Raw genomic sequence first — 411 nt, 5'->3', positions numbered from 1 at the left:
TGGTAAAGGGCGGGACCCGGGGTGCGACATGGGCCGCCTGCCTCATCCTCTGACTGCACGAGATGAGCACCAGAACGAGCGGTCAACCACGGTCAACGCCAGATGGCCGACACCGAAGTAGATGCACGGTAGACCCGTTCACTCGCAGGTCAGGCCCACAGCCTGGCCACGCGATTGGTGAATCCCAAGTTCAGAGCTTGGCGTCCTCGCGCTCCGTTAAGGTGCGCAGCATGACCGACGCCCCAACCTGCCCTGAGTGCAGCCAAGCCATGCAGTTCGGCGGATTCGTGCTCTGTGTGCGGGAGGACGACGGTAAGCGGACGTGCCGTGCGCTGTGGAAGTGCGCCAGTCGCCATGTGTGGTGGAAATGGGCCGACCGACCGGATGAACCGTTGGAGGTCTGCTCAATGC

1 protein-coding gene is annotated in these 411 nt (G+C 63.3%); it reads left to right on the top strand.

Annotated features, from left to right (window positions below; translation table 11 throughout):
- Positions 1–230: 230 nt before the first annotated feature.
- Positions 231–411 (top strand): hypothetical protein (locus AC1DYK_RS35980; RefSeq protein ID WP_478170618.1); only part of this gene is annotated, 181 nt, incomplete at its 3' end.

Source organism: Variovorax sp. P2_H12 (assembly GCF_056403395.1).
Note: the sequence above shows the minus strand (reverse complement) of the source record. Positions and strands in the feature narration are given on the sequence as shown.